23 protein-coding genes are annotated in these 25380 nt (G+C 63.5%); 9 read left to right on the forward strand and 14 right to left on the reverse strand.

Going from position 1 to position 25380, the window contains the following annotated elements; translation table 11 throughout:
• Positions 1-62: 62 nt before the first annotated feature.
• Positions 63-1478, reverse strand: coding sequence for a TolC family outer membrane protein (locus QA643_RS12675; protein ID WP_283033493.1), 1416 nt, complete (start codon positions 1476-1478; stop codon positions 63-65).
• Positions 1479-1817: 339 nt separating this feature from the next.
• Here QA643_RS12675 and QA643_RS12680 point away from each other — a divergent pair, with 339 nt between their 5' ends.
• Entirely contained in the window at positions 1818-3665 is a 1848-nt protein-coding gene (locus tag QA643_RS12680; RefSeq protein ID WP_283033494.1) for an acetyl-CoA hydrolase/transferase C-terminal domain-containing protein, read from the forward strand.
• Positions 3666-4678: 1013 nt separating this feature from the next.
• Here the strand turns inward: QA643_RS12680 and QA643_RS12685 are convergent.
• Positions 4679-5056, reverse strand: a complete 378-nt coding sequence (locus QA643_RS12685) for a DUF1330 domain-containing protein (RefSeq protein WP_283033495.1) — start codon at positions 5054-5056, stop codon at positions 4679-4681.
• 130 nt (positions 5057-5186) lie between these two features.
• Here QA643_RS12685 and QA643_RS12690 point away from each other — a divergent pair, with 130 nt between their 5' ends.
• Entirely contained in the window at positions 5187-6158 is a 972-nt protein-coding gene (locus tag QA643_RS12690) for a LysR family transcriptional regulator (RefSeq protein WP_283033496.1), read from the forward strand.
• Between the two features lie 310 nt (positions 6159-6468).
• Here the strand turns inward: QA643_RS12690 and QA643_RS12695 are convergent, their stop codons facing one another.
• Together QA643_RS12695 and QA643_RS12700 are read right to left on the reverse strand one after the other, a co-directional pair.
• Positions 6469-7248, reverse strand: a complete 780-nt coding sequence (locus tag QA643_RS12695; RefSeq protein ID WP_283033497.1) for an enoyl-CoA hydratase — start codon at positions 7246-7248, stop codon at positions 6469-6471.
• 102 nt (positions 7249-7350) lie between these two features.
• Positions 7351-8055, reverse strand: a complete 705-nt coding sequence (locus QA643_RS12700) for a hypothetical protein (protein WP_283033498.1) — start codon at positions 8053-8055, stop codon at positions 7351-7353.
• 362 nt (positions 8056-8417) lie between these two features.
• On the opposite strand from QA643_RS12700, the gene QA643_RS12705 reads away from it, so the two are divergent.
• Both QA643_RS12705 and QA643_RS12710 read left to right on the forward strand, forming a co-directional pair.
• A complete protein-coding gene (locus tag QA643_RS12705) occupies positions 8418-8963 on the forward strand; it encodes a sigma-70 family RNA polymerase sigma factor (RefSeq protein WP_283033499.1) in 546 nt (181 codons plus the stop codon).
• A gap of 1 nt (position 8964) precedes the next feature.
• Positions 8965-9603 (forward strand): DUF1109 domain-containing protein, encoded by a 639-nt coding sequence (locus QA643_RS12710; RefSeq protein ID WP_283033500.1) that lies wholly within the window; start codon positions 8965-8967, stop codon positions 9601-9603.
• A 37-nt stretch (positions 9604-9640) separates the two neighbouring features.
• On the opposite strand, the gene QA643_RS12715 is transcribed toward QA643_RS12710, so the two are convergent.
• A complete protein-coding gene (locus tag QA643_RS12715; RefSeq protein WP_283033501.1) occupies positions 9641-10753 on the reverse strand; it encodes a DUF2336 domain-containing protein in 1113 nt (370 codons plus the stop codon).
• Positions 10754-10815: 62 nt separating this feature from the next.
• A complete protein-coding gene (locus QA643_RS12720) occupies positions 10816-11964 on the reverse strand; it encodes a GGDEF domain-containing protein (RefSeq protein ID WP_283033502.1) in 1149 nt (382 codons plus the stop codon).
• A 420-nt stretch (positions 11965-12384) separates the two neighbouring features.
• On the opposite strand from QA643_RS12720, the gene QA643_RS12725 reads away from it, so the two are divergent.
• The 4 genes from QA643_RS12725 to QA643_RS12740 all read left to right on the forward strand — a co-directional run bounded on the left by QA643_RS12725 (position 12385) and on the right by QA643_RS12740 (position 16546).
• The gene (locus tag QA643_RS12725) at positions 12385-12954 is read left to right on the forward strand and encodes a sigma-70 family RNA polymerase sigma factor (RefSeq protein WP_283033503.1); all 570 of its coding nucleotides are present in this window, start codon (positions 12385-12387) and stop codon (positions 12952-12954) included.
• Positions 12951-13661 carry a hypothetical protein gene (locus QA643_RS12730; protein WP_283033504.1) on the forward strand — a complete coding sequence of 237 codons (711 nt, stop codon included), beginning with the start codon at positions 12951-12953 and terminating at the stop codon, positions 13659-13661. Before QA643_RS12725 ends, QA643_RS12730 begins: the two co-directional genes overlap by 4 nt.
• A gap of 34 nt (positions 13662-13695) precedes the next feature.
• Positions 13696-15423, forward strand: a complete 1728-nt coding sequence (locus tag QA643_RS12735; protein WP_283033505.1) for a S8 family serine peptidase — start codon at positions 13696-13698, stop codon at positions 15421-15423.
• Between the two features lie 577 nt (positions 15424-16000).
• Entirely contained in the window at positions 16001-16546 is a 546-nt protein-coding gene (locus QA643_RS12740; RefSeq protein WP_283033506.1) for a TIGR03809 family protein, read from the forward strand.
• A gap of 8 nt (positions 16547-16554) precedes the next feature.
• Here QA643_RS12740 and QA643_RS12745 read toward each other — a convergent pair whose 3' ends face one another.
• From QA643_RS12745 to QA643_RS12770, 6 genes are all read right to left on the reverse strand, one after another.
• Positions 16555-17925, reverse strand: a complete 1371-nt coding sequence (locus QA643_RS12745) for a TIGR03808 family TAT-translocated repetitive protein (RefSeq protein ID WP_283033507.1) — start codon at positions 17923-17925, stop codon at positions 16555-16557.
• 266 nt (positions 17926-18191) lie between these two features.
• Entirely contained in the window at positions 18192-18836 is a 645-nt protein-coding gene (locus tag QA643_RS12750) for a pyroglutamyl-peptidase I (protein ID WP_283033508.1), read from the reverse strand.
• Complete coding sequence (gene meaB, locus QA643_RS12755; protein WP_283033509.1) at positions 18833-19825, reverse strand: methylmalonyl Co-A mutase-associated GTPase MeaB; 993 nt, start codon at positions 19823-19825, stop codon at positions 18833-18835. Before meaB ends, QA643_RS12750 begins: the two co-directional genes overlap by 4 nt.
• 50 nt (positions 19826-19875) lie before the next feature.
• The gene (locus QA643_RS12760; protein WP_283033510.1) at positions 19876-21390 is read right to left on the reverse strand and encodes a tripartite tricarboxylate transporter permease; all 1515 of its coding nucleotides are present in this window, start codon (positions 21388-21390) and stop codon (positions 19876-19878) included.
• A 3-nt stretch (positions 21391-21393) separates the two neighbouring features.
• The gene (locus QA643_RS12765) at positions 21394-21876 is read right to left on the reverse strand and encodes a tripartite tricarboxylate transporter TctB family protein (RefSeq protein WP_283033511.1); all 483 of its coding nucleotides are present in this window, start codon (positions 21874-21876) and stop codon (positions 21394-21396) included.
• Between the two features lie 42 nt (positions 21877-21918).
• Positions 21919-22914 carry a tripartite tricarboxylate transporter substrate binding protein gene (locus QA643_RS12770; RefSeq protein WP_283033512.1) on the reverse strand — a complete coding sequence of 332 codons (996 nt, stop codon included), beginning with the start codon at positions 22912-22914 and terminating at the stop codon, positions 21919-21921.
• 219 nt (positions 22915-23133) lie between these two features.
• Here QA643_RS12770 and QA643_RS12775 point away from each other — a divergent pair, with 219 nt between their 5' ends.
• A complete protein-coding gene (locus QA643_RS12775) occupies positions 23134-23604 on the forward strand; it encodes an SRPBCC family protein (protein ID WP_283033513.1) in 471 nt (156 codons plus the stop codon).
• Positions 23605-23616: 12 nt separating this feature from the next.
• On the opposite strand, the gene QA643_RS12780 is transcribed toward QA643_RS12775, so the two are convergent.
• The gene (locus tag QA643_RS12780) at positions 23617-24405 is read right to left on the reverse strand and encodes a DUF3298 and DUF4163 domain-containing protein (protein ID WP_283033514.1); all 789 of its coding nucleotides are present in this window, start codon (positions 24403-24405) and stop codon (positions 23617-23619) included.
• A gap of 39 nt (positions 24406-24444) precedes the next feature.
• Positions 24445-25380, reverse strand: a complete 936-nt coding sequence (locus tag QA643_RS12785; protein WP_283033515.1) for a hypothetical protein — start codon at positions 25378-25380, stop codon at positions 24445-24447.

The following is a 25380-nucleotide window of genomic DNA, read 5'->3' on the forward strand; positions in this document are numbered from 1 at the left end:
CGGAATCTCGAGATTCCGGGTTCGATGCTGCGCATCGCCCCGGAATGACGCTGGAAATACAACTACTGCCCTGACGGCGTCCGCAGGCCGTGCCAGGCGTCGCGCACCTGGTGGTAGTGCACCTCCGGCAGATAGTCTGGCGTGTTGAGGCCGAGGTTGCGGACGTCGAGCCGGCCGATGGCGCTGAGCAGCGTGTAGGAGGCGATCACGCGGTCACGCTGCGCGCCGATCAGCCGGGCCTTTGCCAGGATGAGGTCCTGCTGCGCGTTCAGCACGTCGACCGTGGTGCGCTGGCCGCCGGCCGCCTCCCGCTGCACGCCCTGCAGCGCGACGGTGGCGGCGCGGACTTCGGCTTCGGAAGCCGTGACCGCGATCTTGGCGCCCTCATTGGCGACCCAGGCACCGACCGCGGCGGTGCGCGCCTGGTTGCGGACCTGGTCCAGCACCAGGCGGCTCTGGCTCGCCAGTTCCTTGGCCTGCCGGGTCTGTGACGCGGCCATGCCGCCGTCATAGATCGGCTGGTTGAGCTGGGTGGTCACCGAGGCCTGATCGGTCGCAAAGGTGCCGAGAGTCGGATCGGAATCCCTGCTGCGGCTGGCGCTGCCCTGCAGCGTGATGGTCGGCATCAGGCTGCTTTCCGCGACCCGAATCGTGGTCGAGGCGACGTCGACATCGAAACTCGCCGCCATCACCGCCGGATGCTGGCGGAAGGCAAGGCCCGTGGCGTCGTCGCGGCTGCGCGGCAGCAGGCGGTCGACGGCGTCGGCGGGACGGAGCTGGCTCGGCGCGTTGCCGATCACCTGGGTATAGGTCGCCTGGCTGACGGCGAGGTTGACTTCGGCGGCGTTCAGATCGGCCCGGCCGCGGCTCAGGCGCGCCTCGGCCTGCGCGGTATCGGTCGGCGTGACGTCGCCGGCATTGAGCCGCTTCTGGGTGATGCCGAGCGTCTCCTGCAGGAACGCCACGTTGGCGCGCTGCGCCTCCACCAGCGACTGGTTGGCGAGCACGTTGGTATAGACGGTGACGGCATCGAGCAGCACGCCCTGGCCGACATTGCGCAGGGCTTCACGGCCGGACCGTACCTGCAGCTCCGCGACACGGACGCTGTTGGCGGTCTTGAAACCGTTGAACAGCGTCTGGCTCACCGTCACGCCGATGGTCCACGGCTTTAGATTGGCCGACTGGACGGTGTTGTCGGGCAAGAGGTTGCGCACCGCCTGAAAGCCGGCGGAGAGTGTCGCGACGATCTGCGGCCGATAGCCCGAAAGTGCCTGCGGCACGTTCTCGTCGGTGGCGCGCTGGCGGGCGCGTTCGGCGTTGAGGGCGGGGTTGGTCTGGTAGGCCTTGGTCAGCGCCTCGGGGAGGCTCTCGCCATGGGCGGCTGTCGCGACAAGCGCGAAGCCAACCGCTGCAAGGCAGATGCCCGATCGAAGCAACCGTTGTGTAACGTGGCCAACCCGTGCGGCGCGCCTAGCCATTTGATCCTGTAGTCGACACGAGAACGTGATAACCCCGTTTCGGGTCATCCCGCTCTATCTGCTTGTTTGGGCATGATCTTCGGGAACGCCGGTACTCACTCTTCCCGATCATGCACTGCCCGTCCGCCCCCCGGCAGCGCGGTTCGTGTACCTGTTTAGGGGGCGTCGCCGCCACAGGCAAACTGCCGCGCGACATCAGTACATGAATTCGGTGAAATCCGCGCTTGGCTGTTGCTCGTTCGTCACAGCGAAAAGTTCGCGGCAAATGCGCTATGCTCCGCCGGCTGGCGTCCGATTCAGGGCGGTTGGCTTCCCCAGTCGTGCCCGGATCCGCAACTGATGCCAAAACTATTTTCCGACCCCGAAGCGATTGCGGAGGACATCATCCGCGATGTCGGAACCAACCTCGTGGTCGGCCTGCCGCTCGGGCTCGGCAAGGCGAATCACGTCGTCAACGCGCTGTATGCCCGCGCCGTCGCCGATCGCTCGATCAAGCTCACGCTGTTTTCGGCGCTCACGCTGGAAAAGCCCCGGCCGTCAGGCCTGCTGGAGGCGCGCTTCATCGAGCCGGTGATCGATCGGCTGTTCGGCGGCTATCCCGATCTGGAATATGCCAAGGCGTTGCATGCGGGCGAGCTGCCGCCCAACGTCGAGGTGATCGAGTTCTTCTTCCTCGCCGGCAAATGGCTGCACGTGCCTTATGCCCAGCAGCATTACATCTCCGCGAACTATACCCACGCCGCGTCCTATCTGCTCACGCGCGGTCTCAACGTCGTCACACAACTCGTTGCGAAACGGGTGGTCGATGGCACGGCGCGCTACAGCCTGAGCTGCAACACCGACACCACGCTCGACATCCTGCGCGCGCGCAAGGAGGGGCGGGCATCGTTCAAGCTGATCGGCCAGGTCAATTCCGAACTGCCGTTCATGCCGGGCGCGGGCGATCTGCCGGAGGATGAATTCTCTGCCGTGCTCGACGGCCCCGCGACCGAGTTTCCGCTGTTCGCGCCGCCGGCCGAGCCGGTCAGCGACGCCAAATACGCGATCGGGCTTCATGCCGCGAGTCTCGTCCCCGACGGCGGCACGCTGCAGATCGGCATCGGGCAGGTCGGCGATGCGCTGGCGCAGGGGCTGATCGTCCGTCACCATGACAATGCGCAGTTCCGCGCCGTCATGAAGCGGCTTGCGCCTGATATCGAGCCGGCGCAGGCCGCACCGTTCGAGAAGGGGCTCTATGGCGTCAGCGAGATGCTGATCGAGGCGTTTCTCGGCCTGATCGAGGCCGGCATCCTCAAGCGCGAGGTCGATGGCGTGAGGCTGCACGGCGCGTTCTTCCTCGGGCCGAAATCGCTCTATCGCGCGCTGCGCGAGATGCCGGAGGAACAGCTCGCGAGCATCCAGATGATGCCGGTGTCCTTCACCAACGAGCTCTATGGTGACGAGGACGCCAAGCGCCGGGCGCGCGTCGGCGCCCGCTTCGTCAATAACGCGATGATGGCAACCCTGATGGGAGCCGCGGTCTCCGACGGCCTCGACAATGGCCAGGTGGTCAGCGGCGTCGGCGGCCAGTACAATTTCGTCGCGCAGGCATTTGCGCTTTCCGGCGCGCGGTCGGTCCTCACGCTGGAAGCAACGCGGCAGGCGGGCCGGAAGACGCACTCCAACATCCGCTGGAGCTACGGCCACGAGACCATCCCCCGCCACCTGCGCGACGTCTTCGTCACCGAATACGGCGTTGCCGATGTCAGGGGCAGATCGGACGCCGAGACCATCGCGGCGATGCTGTCGGTTACGGATTCCCGTTTCCAGGACGAGCTGGCGAGGACAGCCAAGGATGCCGGCAAGCTGCCGAAGAGTTTTGAAATCCCGCGTAGCCACCGCGAGAATTTTCCGGAGCGGATCGCGCAGGCGGTCAAGCCGGCGCGCGAAGCCGGACTGTTGCCGTCATTCCCGTTCGGCAGCGACTTTACCGACGTCGAGCAGCGGCTGATCCCGGCGCTGCAGCTGTTGCGAGAAGCGCAGCGGACGCCGCTGTTGCTCCCCGGATTGCTATGGCAGGGAATGACGCAGCCGCCGGATGCGTCGAGCCGCGAATGCCTGGCGCGGCTAGGTCTCGATCAGCCAAAGACGTTTGCCGAGCGCGGCTACCGCGCGCTGGTCAACGCGGCGCTGGCGCGGACGAAATAGCAAGGCGTAACGAAAATATCGAAAACAACCCCATGCAAAGTAGCTGTTGGGGGCAAAGCGAGCGCTACGGCGTCGACCTTACCGACGTCCAAAAGCAAGCCGGAGCCAAACGCAGCCGGCGCAGGGTTTTTCTTTAGACGGCTGGCGCACCGAAGAGTAAGGCCGCCTCGGTTGCCGACCTTCTTGTGCGCGTGATGGAGGCACCCCAAAAGATCCGATTGGACACCCAAAAGTGCAAGTGCGAGGCAATCTGCCATTTGCTACCAAAGGGAATGTGCCGAAGCTAGTTTTGTTTCTCGGCACAGACGCTTATCCCTTACTTACGGCCCCAGTCGCGGCCCAAGCCTGCTGGGGCCGTATTTTAGCTGGCGGCGTCTTACAGACTACACGATGACTCCAGCACCTGCCCGCCGATTGCCAGCACCGAGATAACGGGCGTGGCGTAAGCAATCGTGCGGCCAATGCGGTTCACTTTGAGGTGTGACCTACTTCATCTTTTGATCGATGGGCCGGGCTTATACTCTTCCACGTTTAGTCCTCGAGAATGAGCAATCGGACGGGAGGATGTAATGAGGATTGCCAGCCTGACAGCACTAGCATTCTTTGCCACCGCAACGGTCGTACCTGCCGTTGCAGAACAGGCCACCCCTATAAAGAAGCCCAAGGTGTTGGGCGAAAGAATAAGTACGGTGACGACTTACCAAGCGGGCTCTCATATCAATTGCCAAGGGAGGTGCTCGCCGGGTGCTGGATGGGAGTATTGGCAATGTAAAGGCACACACGCCGACGTAAAGTGCTTCGTTGACTGTAGAGGACCGGCACCGCATGGGCAGTGTGTGCCATTTTGAGCAAGGTCAATGATTGCTGCAATAGAAGATACTGGGTGCGAGGATCGCCAGGCAGGCAATGACCAGGGAGACGAAGTGAGTTGGTTCAAATAGCCCGCTCCGGCTCCGCAATGTGATCAACCTGCATCAACCTGAGGACGCCTGCCTGCTAACCAGGTGCAAAGTCTACGGCGAGGCTGCGCCCTCGACCGCGAACGTATGATACCTGGCATACTTTTCGCCGACAGCCCGCACTTGCACGTAAGCTGGGTCATTGCGCCAAGCCTGTAGCGCGTCCATGCTCGGATAAGCATAGATGACAACACGCTTTGGTGGATTTCCGTCCACGGCAACTATTGGCGAACCAGCGGCTGCGCCGGCAGCTGCGACCAGCCGTCCTCCGTGCGCCTTGATGATCTCCCTTGCCTTGGGCAGATATTCCCTCGCATAGCCTTCAGGATCGGTAACTTCGATTTGCCCGATCAGATAGGCTGGCGGCCTGACTTGGCCATGAACCGCTTCGCCGCCGATTGCACCTAATGCGATACCGCTCAACACGACCATCGCGACGGGAGCCCTCATAGTGCACCTCCTCGTTTTGTAGAATGACGAGGCGGATAGCTTGCGCGTGACGCGAATGCAGGTCCAATATATAAATATTCTAGGTTATTATGCTCAATCGCTATAAGCAACAATGAACCTTCGCCAGGCGCTGACATTCGTGACCGTGGCCGAACTGGGTGCAGTTTCAAAGGCAGCACTACGCCTGCGCATTGCGCAGCCTGCACTGTCCAGACAAATCATCGATCTGGAGGAGGAGCTCGGCCTTCGGCTCTTTGATCGGGTAGGTCGCCGATTGCTCTTGACTGGCGAGGGCGCGCAAATGATCGCCGGCTGTCGCCTCCTGCTCAACACTGCCAATTCCGTCAAGGAGCAGGCTCAGCTGCTCCGACATGGAGATACCGGCGTCTTGAAGGTCGCCGGTTCGCCACAGCACATCGAAAGCGTCTTGTCGCAGTTCCTGCACCGGTATGCGGGGCGTTTTCCAAATGTAGAGGTGAAGATTACCGAAGGGACCGGCAGTGAGATTTTGAAGCTGCTCGAACGCGGAGAGATTCATCTTGGACAAAACCTGCTACACGCCGTCAAGCTGAACGAACAGCATTTTGCCAGCCTTCCCCTCGGGGCCGTCGAACTTCTGGCAGTTTGTCACCCAAAGACATCGCTGGGCTCTCGCTCGACCATCGAGGTCGCTGAGCTTGCAGATTTTCCGCTGTTACTGATGGATAGCGGGTTCGGATTCCGACGTGCATTCGATGCAGCGAGCCGGATGGCAGGGTTGCATCCCAAGACCATATTCGAGAGCCGCAACCCGCATACCTTGCTCGCGCTTGCAGAGGCTGGACATGGAGTTGCGATCGTGCCGTCCCAACTGCAGTGCCATCGTTACAGGTTGAGAGTTGTCGGACTTACGTATCGGCGCCGCGCCTTGCGAGAGCCACTAACCATTTCGTGGGACAAACGCCGGCCGTTACCTCGTTTCGCCACTGGATATTGCGAGATGCTCGCAGCGTATATGCGCGAGGTCTTTCCCATTACTAGACCAACTCAGCCAAGTCCCAGGCGGGCGCACCTTAGGCAAACGCGTTCTTCACGCGATCGATAGAAGGATGCTTTCGGTTCTCGAATCCTTCTCCGAACGACACCGGAGCCTTCTCTGAGAATGGGAAGTCAGTTTCGTGAACGAAGCAAGGCCGAGGCTGCAGTCCAGCAGTGTCATCCCAATTACAATGCGCCGCGAGAATGCGGACAAAGACTCACCCGCCTTGTGCGCAATTGCGCGCTGGGGCGGGTGACCCGATATCAAAGACAGTAGTGGTACAACCGATAAGCCGCGGCGTACTGGATCCTCCGCCTGCGCGGAGGATGACGGCGGTGGGTGCGGCGCTGTCACCGCGTCATAGCAACGCCGCCCTCTACCTGTTCTTGTTCACCGGCTTGCGCTTCTCGATGAACGCCGCCATGCCCTCGGCACGATCTTCCAGCGCGAAGGTCGAGTGGAACAAATTGCGCTCGACGTTCATGCCTTCGGAGAGCGGCGTTTCGAACGCGCGGTTGATGGCTTCCTTGGCCATTGCGGCGGCGGGGCGCGACATTGACGCGATCTTTTCCGCCGCTGACAGCGCTTCTTCCATCAATTTGTCGGCCGGCACGACGCGGCTGACGAGGCCGGAGCGCTCGGCTTCCGCGGCGTCCATCATGCGCCCGGTGAGGCAGAGATCCATCGCCTTGGATTTGCCGATCGCGCGCGTCAGGCGCTGGGTGCCGCCGATGCCGGGGATGGTGCCGAGCGTGATTTCGGGCTGGCCGAACTTGGCAGTGTCGGACGCGATGATGATGTCGCACATCATGGCGAGCTCACAGCCGCCGCCGAGCGCATAGCCGCTGACCGCGGCAATCGTCGGCTTGCGACAGGTGGCGACGCGGTCGCCGCCGATCGCGGTGAAATCGCTGGAGAACATGTCGATGAAGCCCTTCGGCTGCATCTCCTTGATGTCGGCGCCGGCGGCGAACGCCTTTTCGCTGCCGGTCAGCAGGATGCAGCCGATGTTGTCGTCGGCCTCGAGGTCGTCGACGGCCGCCGCGATCTCGCGAAACACGCCGAACGACAGCGCATTGAGCATCTTTGGCCGGTTCAGCGTGATGATGCCGACCGCGCCCTTGCTCTCGACAATGATGTATTCGAACGTCGCCATGATCCACCCCGGGTAACCGATTTGCGGGCAATGTGCCTGCTGCCGGGGTGGGCTTCAAGTGGGATGGGAAGGATTGCGGGACGCGGCGAGGCCGCGCCCGGCTTACGCCATGAACATGCGCGCGGCGGACGCCACCGTGAGCAGCGCGCCGACGGCGATGAAGATCTTCCCGATCATCGAGGTCTTGTCCAGCGTGGAACTGTCGTTGCTGGCCTGCGCCACGGTCTCCGAAGACGGCCTGGAGGTGGAGGCCATGACAACCGACTGCGTGGCGCTTGTCGCCGTGGCGGGGGTTTCATGCAGGGCACGGTCGAGGTCGTTGAGCTGGTCGGAGCCGGCCGCGCCGGTCTCGGCCGGGGCCTGTGCCTCGGCCGGCTGGTCGGCCGCCGTCTGCAGCACCGTGTTGGCCTTCTCGGACATGGCCGCGGACATCGCCTTCGCGCTGTCGTTGGTGATGTCTTTGGCGCCATCGGACGGTGCGTCGGCCGCCGTCATCTGGGCGTTGGCATTGGTGAGCCAGTCGGGGATCGCCCGCGGAGTTCCACTGCTTGCGTCGGCGACCTGCTTTTCCTCGGTCTGTCTGCGCTCATCGGATTTCGCCGCCGGGGGCTCGGCTTTGCGGTGGGCATAGCGCTTTTTCAGGTAACGCGACCCCTGTCTGACCGATTTGTCCGACGTTGCGCTCTCTGATTTCGAGACGGTCGCGCTATCGGCCCCCGCAGCGATCACAGGCGCAGATCCTGCCAAACTTACCAGAATCCCTGCCGCAAAAAGCATGGCCGATCGCGCGCTGGCTTTGATCGTCATGTGGAGTCTCCCCATTAGCCGCCGCCCAGCGCCGAAATGAGACCCTGCCGATGTCCACAGCACGGCAGAAAGTAGGAATCTTCGGGCAACACCGGGCGAAAGCTGGGCAATGGTGTTGCAGCGGATATGAGTCCGTGGACATTTGGGCCGCCGCTGGCGTCATGGAGAGGGCTGCGGCGGATGCGAGGCTGCGCAATCGATGTTATGAGCCTGCCGTCCGCGCGAGGCCGGCCGGCCTGATTCCCCTTCTGGCCGCCGACAGCGGAGGAGGGACGTCTGCGGCGTTGATCACGACTTCGTGATCAGGCTGCGCCGGTGTAACAAATTGAAAGATAGACCGAATTGCAAGGGTAGGAGCGCGGGTGCGCGAGCGGGATGACGAGTGGACCGGCCTGATGCGGTCGGCCATCGCAGGCGATAGTGCGGCGTATCATCGCCTGCTCAAGGCCGTCACGCCGGTGCTCCGGGCCGCGGCGCGCCGCGGCTTGGCGCGCGCAGGGCAACCGGTCGATCAATCCGAGGACATCGTGCAGGACATTTTGCTGGCGGTCCATCTAAAGCGGCATACCTGGGATGTCAGCGCCCCATTTGCCCCATGGCTGTTCGCCATCGCCCGCAACAAGCTGATCGATGCGCTGCGCCGCCGCGGCCGGCGCATTTTCGTCGATATCGACGATTTCGCCGAGACGCTGCCGGGCGAGGCCCCGGCGGAGACCGCCTCGGCGAGCGAGGTCGCCGCCCAGCTCAACACCTTGCCGGCGCGGCAGCGCGAGGTGCTGCAGTCGATCGCCGTCGACGCCGCCTCGATCAAGGATACGGCGGCGAAATTTTCGATGAGCGAGGGCGCGGTGCGAGTGGCACTGCACCGGGGGCTGGCCAGCCTGACGGCAAAGCTACGGGAACACTGAAATGGATACCGATCAGCTCATTCGAACGCTGGCCGCCGACAACGCCAACCGCGCGCGCCCCGTCGGCTTCGCGCTGATGCTGGCGCTGCTCGCCGCCGCGCCGGTCTCGCTCTTGATGTTCTTTACCGAACTTGGCATCCGGCCCGACGTGATGGTGGCGATGCACAACCCGTTCTTCGACCTGAAATTCGCGGTGACGCTGGCGCTGGCGATCGCGGCGATTGCCGTCAGCCTGCATCTGTCGCGGCCCGAGGCCTCGCTGCGCGGATTTGGCTGGCTGCTGCTTGCTCCGGTCGGGATTTTGGCCGCCGCGATCGGCGGCGAGATGATGATGCCGCAGCGGATGCCGATGATGACCCGCCTGGTCGGCAAGAACTCGTCGGTCTGCCTGGTAGCGATCCCGCTGCTGTCGCTGCCCCTGCTGGCCGGTAGCCTGATCGGGCTGCGCCACGGGGCGCCGTCGCGGCCGGCCCTTGCCGGCGCGCTCGCCGGCCTGTTGTCGGCGGGACTGGCGGCAACGCTCTACGCCTCGCACTGCACCGACGATTCACCGCTGTTCGTCGCCACCTGGTACACGATCGCAACCGCGCTTGTGACCGCGATCGGCGCCCTCGTCGGCGCGAAATGGCTGAAATATTGATGCCGCTCTGTCACCCCTCCAGGGGAGGGTAAGAAGGTCATGCCACCGGCACGTTCTGCTGCATGCGGTGGAAGCGCAGCACCTGCTGGGCCGTCGAGGGCCGCAGCCGCTCATAGGTATCCTTGCAGGCGTTCAGGTCGCTCGGCTCGGCGCCGGACACTTCGTCGCGCATCTTGATGAGGGTCCGGACCGTCGGCCACGACAGCCCCGCCACCTTCGCCAGGATCATCACGCCTTCGGCCCGGCTTTCCAGCATCATGTTCTCGGCGATCGCGACCGGCAGATTGGCAAGCGCCGCGATCGAGGCGTTGGCCTCGTCGAATTTCCCGGCCTCGACAAACTTCGCCACCTGGGATTCGTCGAGCCGGCCATCCGCATGCAGCGACTTGACCAGCGCATGCGCGATCTCGGTGTCTTGCGTGATCGTCGAGGTCGCCGAGCGCGCGCGCCGCGTCGCTTCCTTGATCACGGTCGGCACCTCGGCCGCCTGCTGCGGGTTGGCGGCTTCCAGCCGCTGCCGCACCGTGTCGGAGGCCTTGGCGAGCAGTTTCAGGTAGAGATGCCGCGGCACCGACGGCCGCATGCCGACGGAGGCCGCGAGATTGTCGTTGCCCTCGGCGCGGTCGACGAGGCGGGTAAAGCCGCGCTCCGTGAACTCAGCGCCGGGATTGCTCACGGTCGACTGCACCACTTCATCATTGCCGCGCTGGACCAGCACGTCGGTGACCGCGCCGCTCAGGGTCCTGCGGGTGGAAATCGCCATCAGATGCGCCTGGCTCTTGCAGCGTGCGTTCTCGATCAGCGTCTTATCGTCGAGCCGCGCCGATCGCGACAGCACGGGACCCGCCACCTCGATGATGTCGTCGAAGGCCAGCGCGCGGATGGTGAGCGGCGGCGCGGTGTCGATCGGGGCGAGGCGGTTGGCCAGCAGCATCTTGGCCGATGCTTCGATGTGATCGATCAGGCACTGGAAGACGTCGTCGAACAGTCCGACCTGCTCGTCCGAATAATCGACTGCGCCGTTGATGAAGAGATCGGTGACCCGCCGGAGGGTTTCTACGCGGCGTGCGACGGTGCCGTGCGCGAGCGTGGACTGCAGCTCATCGAGCAGACTTCCGGGAGAGGAGATAGTAGCGGCTTTCGAAATCATGACTCTGTCCTGGAGCAAAGCCGGCGACGACTTCTTCGCGGCCGGAGCTGAAATATCTCGGATCAAGCGCTGGTAATGCGGTTGCGTCCCTGTGCCTTGGCTGCATAAAGCGCGCTGTCGGCGCGCGCGAGGAATGTGTCTGACGTTTCGCTCGGATTGAGCGTTGCGACGCCGGCGGAAATCGTCACCCTCATGCCGGGCGAAAATGCGCTCCAGTCCAGATCGGCAATGATGGTGCGCAGGCGGTCCAGCGCTTGGGCCGCGCGCGCGGTGTCCATGCCGGGAAGCACCAGCAAAAATTCCTCGCCGCCATAGCGGCCGAAACGGTCGACGCTGCGGATATTGGCGAAGGTGGTGATTGAAAAGGTGCGCAGCACCTCGTCGCCGGTCGGGTGGCCGTAGGCGTCGTTGATGCGCTTGAAGTAATCCAGATCGATCAGCGCGATGGAGCAGGGCGAACCGTTGCGGGTCGACCGTGCGATCTCCTCTTCCAGCGTGCGCATGATGCTGCGGCGGTTGGACGCGCCGGTCAGCTCGTCGAGCTCGGCGAGCTCCTCGATCCGCTTGTAGGCGGCTTTCAGCTCAAAGCTGCGGTCGTAGAGCATCTTGCGCATGGTCGAGCCATACAGCCCGACGAAGGCGCATTGCCCGATCGTCAGCACGAAGGAAAGCATCGCCGCGAGCCGTTCGGTCTGGGTGGTGATCGGCAGGCCGATCGGGGTGCTGCTGAACAGGAAGATCGGCGCCAGGCCGATCATGGTCAGCGTCCAGGAGGTGATCGCCTGCCGGGACGTCATGCGCAGCGCACCGAACCCGAAGATCAGGAATACGACGCTGAGAAAGACAAATCCGATTTGCGGGGCTGCCAGCAGAAAACAGAGCTGCAGCGCGACGTGGCCGCCGACCTGGAAGATCGTGAGATAGTGATCCTCGAAGCGGTCGTTGAAGTGGGCTTCCGACAGCACGATGAAGACCGAAACCAGACCGATGCCGGACAGGAAGTAGGCCGACGGAATGATCAGGGGGATGGTGCCGGCGTAGCAATAGACCAGCAGGACCGACGAGATCAGCGCGTAGCTGACGACCTGGACAGCCAGCATGTGGCGGCGCTGGCCGGCCCGCCGTCGCAATACTTCCGGCGGCTTGCGGGCGGCATGCGCGGTCGCATTGTGGGAGCCTTGCCCCTGAAGCACTGAAGCCGCGCTGCTCATGTCCCGTCGCTGTTGGAGTATGCCAAGCGAAACTTTAGGGAATAAAGCCTTTAGGTTTGGTATCTTTTCGCGTCGAATCGAGTCCGTTAAAACCCTGCCATTGCACTGTTTTCACAATGGAAATCTGCCGGATTCCGATAGTGTGGAACCCGCCCTTGCGGCCAATCCCGCGCCTCACGCCGATGCTGCCCTGCCGGCGAAGCCTTGCTAAGGTTGTGGGGTGCAGTCTTTAGGAAAGCGTTTCCGTATTATGGTACCAATTTCGGGGCTCAATTCGTTTCTGCCGGGACAATGGCCCGGCCCCACCCGTCTGTGCGGTAAGTCACACATGCGGTTGCAGCATTGCCGTAATGTGAAGAATCTCACTCTTCATATCGAACCGCCGGCCACTCCCGTCCGACCAACCTTGCGAGACGGCCATTGAGTGCGGCACAGGCGGCTTCAGACGAAATTCTGATCGCTCGGATCGCTCAAGGCGACCGGCTCGCCATGCAGGTGCTGTACGGAAGGCACCATGTCAGGGTGTTCCGTTTCGGGCTTCGGCTCGTAAGGGATGAACAAGTCGCGGAAGATCTCATTAGCGAGGTTTTTCTCGATGTGTGGCGTCAGGCCGGCAAGTTCGAAGGCCGCTCCGCCGTTACCACCTGGCTGTTGGCGATTACCCGGTTCAAGGCCCTTTCGGCACTAAGGCGCCGCAAGGACGTTGGACTGGACGAAGAGGCCGCGAACGCGATCGAGGATACGTCCGACGATCCGGAAGTGGTGGTGCAGAAGAAAGATACGGGTGAAGCGTTGCGGAAGTGCCTGACCGGCCTTTCGCCTGAGCACCGGGAGATCGTCGATCTCGTCTACTACCACGAGAAGTCCGTGGAAGAGGTGGCCGAAATCGTCGGAATTCCGGAGAACACCGTCAAGACGCGCCTGTTTTATGCGCGCAAGAAATTGGCCGAGTTGCTCAAGGCAGCAGGCATAGAGCGAGGTTGGCCATGATGGCAGCGAGCAGAAAAATGCTGGATCAAGAGCCCGGCGACATCGAGATGCTGCTGCCATTCCATGCGGCCGGCACCCTGAACGCGCGGGATGCACGCCGCGTCGAGGAAGCGCTCGCCAGCGATCCCGATCTCGCCCGGCAATATGCCGTTATCCGCGAAGAATACGCCGAGACGATCAGCCTCAACGAGAGCCTCGGCGCGCCGTCCGCGCGCGCGATGCAGAAGCTGTTTGCCGCCATTGACGCGGAGCCGGCGCGCGAGCCCTCGCGTTCGGTGAGCCTGTCTGCGCGTGTATCGCAATTTTTCGCAAGCCTCTCGCCGCGTACGCTGGCCTGGTCGGCAAGCCTCGGTGCCGTGGCGCTGTTGCTGCAGGCCGGCGTGATCGGCGCTGTGCTGATGAAGAACCAGGGCGGTTCGTTCCAGACGGCGTCGCTCAGCATGAACGAGCCGTCGTCCGGACCGGTTACGCGTGACCTTGGAGGCAGCCTCGCACCGACCCGTGCGCTGGTGCGATTTGCGCCCGAGGCGCGGATCGCCGACATCACGGCGCTGCTCGACAATTACCAGGCCTCGATCATCGATGGTGCCAAGGGCGGCATGTTCCGCCTGCAGTTCGGCAAGGCGATGAGCAAGGACGAGGCCGCTGGCCTGATCAGCAGGCTGCAGCGCGAGAAGATCGTCAGCCTGGCGGTGGCAACGCCGTAACGGCGTTCGCGCGGACCGGGCAAGCCGAGGTCGCATGGTTCATGATCGCAAGAGTTGGCGGCTAAGGACCCTGCGCACAGTAGGGGCGTTGTCGGCCGCGCTATTACCGCTGCTCGCCCTTGGGGCCTCGGCGGTGCATGCGCAAAGCTTCATGCGCACCCCTAATCTCAACGTTGGCGCTCGGGTACCGACCATCAATCCGACGGTCGCGCCGCGGATCAATCCTGCCGTCGCGGCCCGGCCGAGCGTGAGTGCCGATCGCGTGGCGCGGACGCCGCCGACCCGGCTCGGCACCATGAGTTCGACGATGCGCGTGCGTCCCGGTGCCGGCGTTCAGTCGACGCTGCCTTATGCGCGGTTTTCGCCCAACCTCTATCCGGCCTGCCAGACAGCATTACGCGGTCCCGACGGCGAGTGCTTCGATCGTCCGGTCGTGTCGGCCGGCGGCGACGGCGGCAACACGGCGAAGAAGGGCAAGGGCAGCTCTGGCAAGAACAACGCGCAAGCGGCGGTCAATCTGCGCGCGGTCAAGAACGAGCTCGTTGCCGAGATCGACGGCGCGCTGTCGAGCGCCGAGGCCGACGAACTGGCGCGCCGTCACGGCCTGGAACGCATTTCCTCGCAGAGCTTCCGCCTGCTGGGCGGTACCATCGGCCTGTTCCGCATCGTCGATAACCGTCCCGTGGACACGGTGCGCCGCGAACTCGCGGCCGACGGCAGCGTGCGTTCGGTGCAGCTCAATTTCCGCTACTTCCTGCAGGACCAGAAGAAGACCGAGGGCGACGCCGCGCAATACGCGGTCGCCCAGCTTCGGCTGCCGCAGGCGCATGCGGTCGCGCGCGGCATGAACGTCACCATTGCGGTGATCGATTCCGGCATCGACGTAAGGCACCCTGAACTCGCCAATTCGGTCGCCGACAGTTTCGACGCGCTCGGCAGCAAGGAAGGTGCGCATACCCATGGCACCGGCATTGCGGGCGCGATCGTCGCGCATGCCAAGCTGATGGGCAGTGCGCCGGAGGCGAGGCTGATCGCGATCCGCGCCTTCGGCTCGGGCGCGAAGGGGGCGGAGAGCACCTCCTATGTCATCCTCAGGGGACTGGACTACGCGGCCGAGCACGGCGCGCAGATCATCAATATGAGCTTTGCCGGCCCGAAGGATCCGCTGATCGAGCGCGGGATTGCCGCAACCGCGGCGCGTGGCATCCTGATGGTGGCCGCCGCCGGCAATGCCGGGGCGAAATCGCCGCCGCTCTATCCGGCCGCCAACTCGAACGTCGTCGCGGTGAGCGGCACCGACGCCCAGCAAAAGCTGTTCACGGCATCGAACCGCGGCAACCACATCGCGATCGCGGCGCCCGGCGCTGATATCTTCCTGCCGGCGCCGGATGAAAAATACCAGATCACGTCGGGCACCTCGTTCTCCGCCGCCTACGTCAGCGGCGTGGCCGCACTGATCATGGAGCGCAATCCCGCGCTGAAGCCGGCGGACGTGCGCGCCATTCTGACGAACACCGCGCGTGACCTCGGCGCTCCCGGCCGCGACGAGCAGTTCGGAGCAGGCGAGGCCGACGCCTTTGCGGCCGTTACCGCGGCGGCCGCGGCGCCGGCGGTTCCGCTGGCCTCGGCTACAGGCAAGCCGGCGGCGGAAAAGCCCCCGGCGCTCGATCCGGCCGCAGATAACGCTTCCGTGAGCCGGGCGCTCAACGATGCCCCGCCGTCGATGGCGGCGGACAAATCGGCCGCAAACGCCGCCAAATAGCGCCGTTACGCCGCATTTTCCGGCAATCGCTTCCAAACAAAGGGTTAAAAAAAATCGCCGGGCGTTTTGAACGTGCCGGGAGGGTGCTGCGACTTATGAACGTGGGAGCGGTAATCCCTCCCCAGTGGCTATATACGGCGCGAGCGCCCATCCACCCCAAGCGCCCATATGGCTTTGACCCGTCCGGTTGTCCCCCCGGACGGGTCTTTCATTTTGGGCGGATATTTCCTGAACAGGTTGTGCGGCATACGGTGGTGCGCACTGGCGGAGGCCGGCCGATCACCGGGCGGGCGGACGGACGCCGTATCTCGGATCGCTTGCCGGTGAACGCGCTCCCGTGTGCCGCTTCGCGCGAAATCCATCGACGTGTCCTACGCAACATGGCCATGCTGCCGTGCGGCTTGACCATTGATCGAGCGGAGAACTCCGTATTTGTGCTGAAATCTTCGATCGCTGCGCACTTCCGTAGCTTCACGCTCTGGACAACGAAAAAGTTTTCCACAGAATATCCCTGTCACCTCCCAACTGATTCGTCTCTGGTTGCGTCTGCGTCCGTCTCTCTCTTACGGGCTAATTTATGGCACATCCAGCAGACGTGGCGCGCGGCCGCAACATCGTTGCGCGCTGGTGCAACCTCGCCGAGCAACGGTTGGAACATCTCACTGAACTGTTCGAGACCGGACGCTGGCGGCGCTATCACACCGAACGCGAATTTCTCGAAAACATCAGGGAAGCCAAGGAGGCGGTCGCAACCTGGCGCGATTTGTTGAACCGCGAGGCCGCGCTCGACAACACGACGATCGACCTGGCCTGGCTTGGCCGCCGCCGGACCTCGCCATTGCCGCTGACGCCGCTGCCGCGCGATGAGGGCTATCGGCGGCCGATCGTGGAGCTTCAGCCGCAATTGCAGTCGCCACCGATCGTCGCCGCACCACCGCCGGTCGCCGCCCCACCGCCCCGCGACATTTCCGACGATGTTCTGGTTGCGCTGGAGAGCCAGCTTGCCGTGGCGAACGAGGCCCCCTCCGTGCCGGACGCGCACGCGCTCGAGGAAACGGCGTTTCCGGCCATTGATTTCGACGCCATCAAGCAGCGCTATCCGGCGCTGCGCAACGTGCTGTAGGCGTTGTACTAGCGCCGCACGGCATTGCCGCCGACCACCACCTGCGCATAGCGCTGCGCGCCGTCGGCCGACAGGTCGGTCGTGATGGTGCGGGCGTGGTCGAGCCCGACCACGGCGCCGCGCGGGGTTTCCGAAATCATGTTGTTGTTGACCAGCGCCGTGCCAGCGCCCGGCAGCACCGATACGCCGACGCCGACGAACGCCTTGCGGATCACGTTTCCGGTGATGGCGACGTCGCGGAGATATTTGCCCCAGCCGGCGATGATGCCGAACGAGGGCGCGTTCTCGACCACGTTGCCGGTGACCGTCGTATCAGCCTCGACATAGATGCCGATCCCGGCGTCGTCGTCAGGCGCGGTGCCGATCGGCCGCTTCGGCAAGAGGTTGCGGATGATATTGCCCTGGACCACCGCGATACGGCCGCCCTCGTTGAAATTGCAGACGGAGACGCCGAGCGCGGCGCCGTCCACCGTGTTGTTGGCGATGACGGCGGCCTCGAAGGCGAATTCGGAATAGAGCGCGACCTCGCGGACATTGCTGATGCTGTTACCGACAATCTGGATGTTGGAAGCCGAATTGCCGCGCACCGCCGAATAGTCGCAGTTCCTGATGCGGTTGCCGCGCACGATCACGTTGCCGGCGCGGAAGGCGTTGATGGCGTTGCCGTACTGCCCGGAGCCACCGGGACCGGCCTTGATGTCCTCGATGCGATTATCGAGCACAAGCGTGCCGTCGTCGCCGATCGCGGTGCGCAGGATCTCGATGCCGTTGTCGTTGGCGTCGATGATGGTGTTGCGCGCGACGATCAGGCCCTTCGCGTCGAACGACACGACCGCGGTCGTTGCCATTTTGGTGAGAATGTTGCCGGAGATGTCGCCGGAGATTTGCTCGAGCCAGATGCCGTTGCCGCCGCTGCCGGTGATCTCGCAGTCGGTGATGCGGACGTCGCGGCCGCCGAGGCAATGCACGAGACCGCGCCGTTCCGGCAGGGGAATATTGCCCCCGTCGAGCGTCAGGCCGGTCAGGCCGACGCTGCCGGCGCCTTCGCTCAACAGAATGGAAGCGCCGCCGGTGAATACGAGCTTGGTCGCGCCGCGCACGCCGACCAGTTGCGTACCGTTCGAAAGCCTGAGCATGCCGGTGCGATAGACGCCCGGCGGCAGTGCCAGCGGCACTTGCGCGCGCGCTGCTTCGTCGATCGCGCGCTGCAGTTTCGCGGTCTGGTCCTCGGCGCTGCCGGGCCGCACGCCGAATTGGGTGACGTCGCGGCCGAGTGTGGAGGTGAGCGGCGCGGCGCGGGCGGCGTCGGGCGACATCGCCAGCGCGCCGGCAATGCCGACAGTGGATGCTCCAATGAGATGGCGGCGGTTCATGTCCATGGTGAGTCGCCCTCGCGGGCTAAATGTCGCGGTAGTTGTGTTTCCCTAGGTATCGCGCAAATGCGGCTCCGCTTGGTGAAGATGCGGATGGGGGCCGGCGATTGTTGGGGGTAGGGTTAATCAATCCCCCGTCGTCCCGGCCAAGCGAAGCGCGAGCCGGGACCCATACGCCGCGGCCCTTGGAAAGGGCACGAGAGTAGATAGCTTTTTTTGACAACTCACGATGGTGGCTATGGGTCCCTGCGTTCGCAGGGACGACGAAAGAGTTAAACCGCTTGCCGTGCCAACCTTACCATCTCCAGCAGCATCGCTTCGCCGGCGTCGACCAACTCCTCCAGCGTGATGCGCGGAAAGCCCTTGCGTCTCACCGCGCCGCTGCGCGCCAGTGGCGGGATGTGGATGAAGGCGGCAAGGCGAGGGCCGCTGTCGGCATTGACAGCCTCGATCGCGCGCCAGCTCAGATAGTTGCAGAGATAGCTTCCGGCATCGCGCGAGGCGCGGGCGTCGAGGCCGGTCGCCTTGGCGGCCCGCAATAGCTTTGCGGCATGCGGACCGAACCTTTGCGCATCGGCGCCCTCGGCGATCGATCCTTTCCGGAAGCGCGTCTGCGCGGCGTCGGGCCACAGCATGGTGACGGTATTGCGGGCGCGGGTTTCGATCCGCAGGTAGGGCGTGCGCGAGGCGAGGCCGAACATCAACAGCGCGTGCGGCCTGTGCTGCCGAAGCGCCAGCGGCAATTCGCGGTCGACTGCGTTGTAGGTCACGGGAAAGATATGGCTGGATAGTTCGACGTCGTCGAAGGCGGGACGGCGCAACCGCATCAGGCGCGCCACCAGCGGCTGCGTCGGATTGTAGGGCGCGCCGGGAAACGGGCCGAAGCCGGTGACGAGGACGCGCAGCTTGTCGCTCACTTGAGCCACTCCGCGATCTGTTCAGCGGCGAGTGCCGGCGTGATGCGGCCCTCGGCGACCTCGGCCTCGGTCTTCTTCACCTTGGCGCGGATCGTTGCATCGGATCGCAGCCGCGCCATCATGCGCTGCTCCAGCATCGACCACATCCATTTCACCTGCTGCTCACGCCGTCTCCCTGCGAATTCGCCCGAAGCATTCATGGCGGTGCGGTGATCGACGACCTTCTGCCACAGCGCGTCCATGCCCGCGCCCGTCAGCGCCGAGTAGGTCACGACCGGCGGATGCCAGTGCTGCGAGCGGGGGCTCAGGATATGCAGCGCCGAGCGATATTCGGCCGCCGCCATGTTGGCGCGCTTGATGTTGTCACCGTCGGCCTTGTTGATCGCGATCATATCGGCGAGTTCGACCAGGCCCTTCTTGATGCCCTGCAATTCGTCGCCGGCGCCGGGCAACATCAGGGCCAGGAAGAAATCGGTCATGTCGCTAACAGCGGTTTCGGACTGGCCGATGCCGACGGTTTCCACCAGCACCACATCGAAGCCGGCCGCCTCGCACAGCAGCATCGCCTCGCGGGTTTTCGCGGCGACGCCGCCGAGCGTACCCGACGAGGGCGAAGGCCGGATGAAGGCGGCGTCCGAATTCGCCAGCCGCGCCATCCGCGTCTTGTCGCCGAGGATCGAGCCGCCGGTGCGGGCCGAAGAGGGGTCCACCGCCAGCACCGCGACCTTGTGGCCGCGCTCGATCAGGAACATGCCGAGCGCGTCGATGGTGGTGGATTTGCCGACGCCCGGCGAGCCGGTGATTCCGACGCGGAATGCCTTGCCCGTGTCGGACAATAGCGCCTGCACCAGGTCGCGGGCGGCGGCCTGGTGATCGCCGCGCCTGCTCTCGATCAGGGTGATCGCCCGCGCCAGCGTCGCGCGCTGGCCGGCGCGGAGGTCCTTGGCGAGCTTCTTGATATCGAGGGAGGCGGTCTTCGGCAGGGTCATGCCGGTGGTTTACAACGGCCGTGCCGTGCAGGCGAGGGGGCCTGCACGGTTCATTCGCCGGGCGATGCGGCGGGAACGGGCTCGCGCCTGAGCTTCCGCCACACCCAGACCAGCACCGGCCAGATCAGCGCGCCGATCGCCATGGCGGCGAGAATGGCGGCGATCGGCCGCTCGAAGAACGGCAGCACGCTGCCGTCGGACTTGATCAGCGAGGTGACGAAGGCCTGCTCGATCATGGTGCCCATCACGATGCCGAGCACCATGGCGGCGACCGGATAGCCGTTCTCCTCCATGACATAGCCGATCACCCCGAAGGTCGCGACGGTCACGACGCCGAACATGTTGTTGCCGATGGCGAACGAGCCGACCGCGCAGCACAGCATGATAACGGGCATCACGGTGGAGCGCGGCGCGCGCAGCACATGGCTGGCGAGGCGGATCATCACGATGCCGAACGGGATCATGATGATGTTGGCGATGATGAACATCAGATAGATCGCATACATGCTCGACGCTTTTTCGGTGAACAGCGTCGGGCCGGGGTTCAGCCCCTTCATGTAGAGCACGCCGATCGCGATCGCCGCGATGGTGTCGCCGGGGATACCGAATAGCAGCGAGGGCACCCAGCCTGAGGCGATGCTGGCATTGTTGCTGGCACCGGCTTCCACCAAGCCTTCAACATGGCCGGTGCCAAACTTCTCGGGTTCTTTCGAAAAACGCTTGGACATGGCGTAGCTGACCCAGGCGGCCATGTCGGCGCCAGCGCCCGGCAGCACGCCGATGATGATGCCGATGATGTTCCCGCGCGTCATCTGCCAGTGATATTTTCTGGTGAGCCGCCACTGGCCGGCCATGATGCTTCCGAACTTGCGCCGCGGAATCGGCGGCGGTTCCGGGGTGAGCATCGCGCGCATCACTTGCGCCACGGCAAACACGCCGACCAGCGCCGGGATCGGCTCGATGCCGCCGAACAGGTCGGTGATGCCGAAGGTGAAACGGGGGACGCCGCCGGGGTTTTCGATGCCGATGCAGGAGACCAGCAGGCCGATGAACATGCCGGCGATCGCCTTCACGGGCGAGGAGCGTGCGACCAGCGTCGCGCACATCAGGCCGAGCAGTGCCAGCCAGAAATATTCGAAGGTCGAGAACGACAGCGCGATCTCGGCGAGCGGCGGCGCCAGGATCATCAGTGACAGCGTGCCCGCGATGCCGCCGACCGCGGAAAACCAGACGCCGGCGCCGAGCGCAAGCTCGGCCTCGCCCTTGCGAGTCATGGCATAGGCTTCATCCGCATAGGCTGCGGATGCGGGCGTGCCGGGAATGCGCAGCAGCGCGCCGGGGATATCGCCGGAAAAGATTGCCATCGAGGAGGCCGCCACGATGGTGGCGATGGCGGCGATCGGCGAGAGATAAAACGTGACGGGGACCAGCAGCGCGGTCGCCATGGTCGCCGACAGCCCGGGCAAGGAGCCGATGACAAGGCCATAGACCGATGCCGCCAGCATCGAGACGATGACTTCCCAGGTGGAGATCAGCGCGAACGCATCAAGCAGGGTTTTCAGCATCGGTCACCAGGGCATCGGCAGCAGCCCGGCCGGCAGCGGCACGCGCAGCAATTTTGAAAAAATCAGGTGGATGCCGATCGGCGCCAGCACGGCGAGCGGCAGCGATAGCTTCCAGCGGGCGCCGAGCGCGGTCGACGTTACGAACACGATCAGCGCTGCGGTGATGATGAAGCCAAGCCGGTCGGCCACGGCGACGTAGAACAGTAGCAACGCAGGAGGGAGCAGGGCGCGCAGGCCGTAAAATCTTCCGGTCGGCGGCGGCTGGCCGCCCTCGACCGGAATGAGCTCTTCCTCTTCTTCGAAACTGTGGCCAATCCCGAATGCGATCGCGAGCCCGCACAGCGCAAGGCCCGTTCCGATCACGAGGGGAAAGACGTTCGGCCCGACCGGCTGGCCTGGCACCGGTGGCAATTGCCAGCCGCCATAGGCGGCGGCTGCGCCGAGGCCAACGAGAAACAACCCCGTGACGCGATCGGGAAGACGCATGAACTGGCTCCGCAGATATCGGACGATGTCAGCCGATGAGGATCAGGCCTTGGAGAGACCGGCGGCCTTCATCGCCACGCCCATCTGGGCGTCGCCCTTGTCCATGAAGGCAGCGAATTCGGTGGCATCGCCCCAGACCGTTCCGAACCCGCGGTTGCTCATGAACTCCTTGAACTCCTTGGACTCGTAGACCTTCTTCAGCGCCGCGGTCAGCTTGGTCGCAACGTCAGCCGGAATGCCCTTGGGGCCGGCAATGCCGCGCCAGGCGCCGGTCGAGTAATCGATGCCCATCGCCTCCTTCAGCGTCGGCACGTCGGGGAAGGCCGGATTGCGCTTGGAGGCCATCAGCGCCAGGCTGCGTGCCTTGCCGGCCTCGATGATGGCGCGCGCTTCCGGCACCGAGCAGGTGGTGAGGTCGAGGCCGCCGGCCGCGAGATCCTGCATCGCCGGCGCGGCGCCGTTCGAGGGCACCCAGGCCACGTGGTTCGGCGCCAGTCCCATCGCCTGCAGCCAGCCGACCAGCGCCAGATGCCAGATGCCGCCCTGGCCGGTGCCGGATGCCTTCATCTTGCCCGCAGGCGCGGCCTTGATGGCGTCGGCCAGTTCCTTCACGGTCTTGTAGGGTGAGGTGGAGCTGACCTGGATGCCGGGCGGATCCTCGTTCATCAGCGCCAGCGGCGTGTAGCTCTTGGGCGCGAGCTCGGTGAGCCCCTGCCAGTGCATCATCGAGATTTCCACCGTCAGCATGCCGATGGTGTAACCGTCGGCCGGCGCGGTCGCGATGGCGGAATGGCCGACCACGCCGGAGCCACCGGTCCGGTTGACGACGTTGAAGGGTTGGCCGAGATCTTTTTCCAGAAGGGCTGCCACGATGCGCGCGGTCGCATCCGTGCCGCCGCCGGCGCCCCAGGGCACGATCACGGTCACCGGCCGCGCCGGGTAGGCCTGCGCTGATGCCGGCCTGAGGCCAAGACCTGCGACGGCTGCGGCAGCAGCGGATGAAGCCGCAAAGGCGCGGCGCGTGATCTTTTTGGACATTGTTGATCCTCCCTGCGGCATCCGTGAATCCGGACGCTCTTGTGATGCGACATTGTAGGCGGCTTTGCGTTGGGGTCGCAAGGCGTTGGCGGGAAATGGGGCGCATCGCCGGTGGGGATCCCGCCACAGCCGGAAATCGGGTGGTGGCGGTCGGTCTACCCGAAATAGGTATCGCTGTGCGGCTCATCAGGCGGGCCGCGACCTGCTGCGGAGATAACCATGACGACAGCCTATTACAGCACCGTGCTGAACCATCCCCTGGAAACCGTGTGGTCCCTGATCCGCGATTTCAACAACTACCCGGCCTATATCGAGGGCGTCAGCGAAAGCATGATCGAGGACGACAAGGGCAGCGACGAAGTCGGCGCGATCAGGCGCTTCTGCTATCTCGGCAACTGGGTCCGGCAACGTCTCGCCGGCCATTCCGATCAGGCGCATTCGCTGACCTATGCGGGTATCGATCCGTTTCCATTTCCATCCGAATCGCAGTCCGCCGTTCCGGCGCCGACGCGCTATGAGGGGACGATGCACCTGCTGCCGATCGTCGAGGGCGACCGAACCTTCATCGAATGGTCGGTGAAGCTCGACACCACGCCGCAGGACGAGGATCGCTGGCGCGCCCTGTTTCAGTCCTGGATTCCGGACTGGACCCATTCGCTGGAAAGAGCGCTGGACCGCAAGGCTGCTTGACGGCAAACGCCGTCATTGCCGGTCTTCATCGTCCTTGGGACGCGCGCCGCCGAAAATCCTGACGCCTTCCGCCGTCAGATACGGCTTCAATTTTTCCCACGGCACGAAGGCGATGTACTCGCCTTCGGCATAGGAGCCGACCGCGTAAGGCGAATAGTGAAAGGTCAGGCCGGAGCTCTTGCCTTGCTCGGTCGACGGCGCCAGCGAGACCGGCCCGATCTTGAGCAGTTTTGGTTCGATCGCCTCGATGGCGCTGGCATCAAGGTCTTCCGCGCCGCGTTTCTTCTTTTCAGCTTTAAGCGAAGCAATGACCTCTTGCCGCATCGCCTTCATCGCCGGGCCGTTATCGGCGGTTTCGGTGAAGAACGGACGGATGCTGATGCGCTTGCCCGCCGATTTGTCCCACAGGATCGTATCGGACGAAGAGTTGGGATGCGCGCCGCCCGTATATTCGTAATCGGCCCTGATGATGCTGACATAGCGGCCGTCGACCACCGAGCGCGTCAGGTATTTCCGTTCGTATGACCACGGGTTGCGGAACAGCTCCGGGTCCTGCTTGCGCTCCTTGTCGGCATCGGCACGGTTCTTCTGGGCCCATGCCTTGCCCTCGCTCAGGCAGTTCGCCGCCAGGGCCGGATCGGCTTTGACGGTCCCGTCGAGAAAGACTGCCGCCTCGACCCATTTGGTCTTGATGGAAAAGTCTGGCTTGGGATCGTCGGCGAACGCAGGACCAACTGCATGATAAGCAACAACAGCCGTCGCGAAGCCCACGAGCATGCGCAACTGAACGTACCGGTTCATTTCGAGAAGAGTCTTCTGCAATTTGACAAGTATGCTTGCCTAAACATTGGTATTTCTGATGATCTTCTGAAGTAGGATGTCCATGTTTGCTAAAACTAGGTCACGTGACAGCATGCCGCAAACGGCGTCTGAATACATGTCCACTTTTTCGATAAAGGCATCTAACCCCTGTATTGACTTCGGAATCTCTCCGAACTGAACGGCGGAGAGGGCTAGGACATACTTAGCGACGCAGACCATGGTTATGAAAAGCAAATGCGTAGAATAGGCACGGAGAACTGGTCCGCGTTGCAAAGTTTGGACTTCATCTTTTGAATAGACAAAAAAGTGAGTGTGATGGTCGTACTCAAAGTGAGTGTATTTTGACATGAGGCCGTATAGTTGCCCCGCGGCCGGTACGTATCTTTTCAAATGGTTGAGGCATTGAATTGGCTTAATGCCTTGAAAGTCTTCTGCCCCACTTAATGTTGCAAGTCTCGAGCAGTATGCAAACTGTTCGAGCGCAGATCTAAGAATATTGGCGGCCTCACATAAGTAGCCCAGATCAGCCAGACGTTTTGTGGCGTCAAGAGAACCCAGGCTTCGGTAGAAGAAATTGATTGCATGGGTCCGAAAGGATTGATCGTTCTCCGGAATCTGATCTCTTTCGATCGAGATATACCAACTCAAATATTCCCGACCCTCGCGATACATCGCGTCGATCGTGTCTGTCAAACCCATCCACCGGGACTGATCGCTTTCTTCGGTGTATCGACGTCTTGCGTATGCCAAGCTAATGCCGAGCTTATCGGCCACAAGGGCAGCCAGTAAATCTCTACGCAATCGAAGTGAATCTTTGTCTGATAAGCCAATGGTTTCGCCGTGCTTTAGACCAACAACGTAATGAGCCGCAAAGTCGGGCAGGATGGGAAACAACGCGTTATAGCGCTCGATACTTTCATCGGAATGCCAAGGGGTTGTTCCGATTTCTTGCAA

It is taken from the genome of Bradyrhizobium sp. CB3481 (assembly GCF_029714305.1).
Classification (GTDB): Bacteria; Pseudomonadota; Alphaproteobacteria; order Rhizobiales; family Xanthobacteraceae; genus Bradyrhizobium.